Source organism: Affinibrenneria salicis (genome assembly GCF_008710095.1).
In genome coordinates, this window is record NZ_VYKJ01000038.1 from 1 (window position 1) to 2,953 (window position 2,953).

Annotated in this window: 1 protein-coding gene; it reads left to right on the top strand. The window is 63.6% G+C overall.

Annotated elements, in window-relative coordinates; all coding sequences use genetic code 11:
- Positions 1-153: 153 nt before the first annotated feature.
- Positions 154-2,953, top strand: a 2,800-nt coding sequence (locus tag FJU30_RS26620; protein ID WP_223881726.1) for a beta strand repeat-containing protein, incomplete at its 3' end; no start/stop codon positions are given.

The following is a 2,953-nucleotide window of genomic DNA, read 5'->3' on the forward strand; positions in this document are numbered from 1 at the left end:
CGGGCGAAGGCAGCACCATTAAGGTCGATGCGGTACTGCACGACCAGTACGGCAATACCTCAGATACCGGCAGCGACAGCGCGCGTATCGACACCCTGAGCGGATAACAGCGCGCCGGTTGTCACCATCACCGAAGACGCCAATAACGACGGCGTGATCAGCCAGACCGAACTGCAGGGCCAGATCGACGTACGGATTGGTCTGCCGGCGGGCGCGGTGGCGGGCGATACGCTGAGCGTTACCGACGGCACGACGGCGCAGACGGTGGTGCTGACCGCAGAGCAGATCAGCAACGGCTATATTGACACCGCGTTTGCGAATCCGGGTGAGGGTCAGACCATTAAGGTCGACGCCACGCTGCACGACCAGTACGGCAATACCTCCGATACCGGCAGCGACAGCGCACGGGTTGATACCCTGGCGGGCGACAGCGGTGCTGCGCCGGTGGTGACCATTACCGAAGACGCCAATAACGACGGGGTGATCAGCCAGAGCGAGCTGCAGGATCAGATCGACGTACGGGTCGGTCTGCCGGCCGGCGCGGTGGCGGGCGATACGCTGAGCGTCACCGACGGCGCCACACAGCAGAATGTGGTGCTGACCGCAGAGCAGATCAGCAACGGTTACGTGGATACCGCCTTTGCGAATCCAGGCGAGGGTCAGACCATTCAGGTCGACGCCACGCTGCACGATCAGTACGGTAATACTTCCGATACCGGCAGCGACAGCGCACGTATCGATACCCTGGCGGGTGCCGATAACAGCGCGCCGGTGGTGACCATTAGCGAAGACGCCAATAACGACGGCGTGATCAGCCAGACCGAGCTGCAGGGTCAGATTGACGTACGGGTCGGTCTGCCGGCGGGCGCGGTGGCGGGCGACACGCTGAACGTCACCGACGGCACGACGGCGCAGACCGTGGTGCTGACGGCAGAGCAGATCAGCAACGGCTATATCGACACCGCGTTTGCGAATCCGGGTGAAGGCAGCACCATTCAGGTTGATGCGGTACTGCACGACCAGTACGGCAACGTGTCCGATACCGGCAGCGACAGCGCACGGGTTGATACCCTGGCGGGTGCCGATAACAGCGCGCCGGTTGTCACCATTAGCGAAGACGCCAATAACGACGGCGTGATCAGCCAGACTGAGCTGCAGGGCCAGATTGACGTGCGCGTCGGTCTGCCGGCCGGTGCGGTGGCGGGCGATACGCTGAGCATCACCGACGGTACGACGGCGCAGAATGTGGTGCTGACCGCGGAAAATATTACGAACGGCTATATCGACACCGCTTTCGCCTCACCGGGTGAAGGCCAGACCATTCAGGTTGATGCGGTGCTGCATGACCAGTACGGCAATGTGTCGGATACCGGCAGCGACAGTGCGCGTATCGACACCCTGAGTGGTGCGGATAACAGCGCGCCGGTTGTCACCATCACCGAAGACGCCAATAACGACGGCGTGATCAGCCAGACCGAACTGCAGGGCCAGATCGACGTACGGGTTGGTCTGCCGGCGGGCGCGGTGGCGGGCGATACGCTGAGCGTTACCGACGGTACGACGGCGCAGAATGTGGTGCTGACCGCGGAAAACATTACGAACGGCTATATCGACACCGCGTTCGCGAATCCGGGCGAGGGTCAGACCATTCAGGTTGATGCGGTACTGCACGACCAGTACGGCAACGTGTCCGATACCGGCAGCGACAGCGCACGGGTTGATACCCTGGCGGGTGCCGATAACAGCGCGCCGGTTGTCACCATTACCGAAGACGCCAATAACGACGGGGTGATCAGCCAGACTGAGCTGCAGGGTCAGATTGACGTACGGGTTGGTCTGCCGGCCGGCGCGGTGGCGGGCGACACGCTGAGCGTTACCGACGGCACGACGGCGCAGAATGTGGTGCTGACCGCGGAAAATATCAGCACCGGTTACGTCGACACCGCGTTCGCGAATCCGGGTGAAGGCAGCACCATTCAGGTTGATGCGGTGCTGCATGACCAGTACGGCAACGTGTCGGATACCGGCAGCGACAGCGCGCGGGTTGATACCCTGGCGGGCGATACCGGTGCCGCACCGGTGGTGACCATTACCGAGGACGCCAATAACGACGGGGTGATCAGCCAGAGCGAGCTGCAGGGCCAGATCGACGTACGGGTTGGTCTGCCGGCCGGCGCGGTGGCCGGCGACACGCTGAGCGTCACCGACGGCACGACGGCGCAGACCGTGGTGCTGACCGCGGAAAACATTACGAACGGCTATATCGACACCGCGTTCGCGAATCCGGGCGAGGGTCAGACCATTCAGGTTGATGCGGTGCTGCATGACCAGTACGGCAACGTGTCGGATACCGGCAGCGACAGCGCGCGGGTTGATACCCTGGCGGGCGATACCGGTGCCGCACCGGTGGTGACCATTACCGAGGACGCCAATAACGACGGGGTGATCAGCCAGAGCGAGCTGCAGGGCCAGATCGACGTACGGGTTGGTCTGCCGGCCGGCGCGGTGGCCGGCGACACGCTGAGCGTCACCGACGGCACGACGGCGCAGACCGTGGTGCTGACCGCGGAAAACATTACGAACGGCTATATCGACACCGCGTTCGCGAATCCGGGCGAGGGTCAGACCATTCAGGTTGATGCGGTACTGCACGACCAGTACGGCAATGTGTCGGATACCGGCAGCGACAGCGCGCGGGTTGATACCCTGGCGGGCGATACCGGTGCCGCGCCGGTGGTGACCATTACCGAGGACGCCAATAACGACGGGGTGATCAGCCAGAGCGAGCTGCAGGGCCAGATCGACGTACGGGTTGGTCTGCCGGCCGGCGCGGTGGCGGGCGATACGCTGAGCGTCACCGACGGCGCCACACAGCAGAATGTGGTGCTGACCGCAGAGCAGATCAGCAACGGCTATGTGGATACGGCGTTCGCCTCACCGGGCGAGGGCCAGA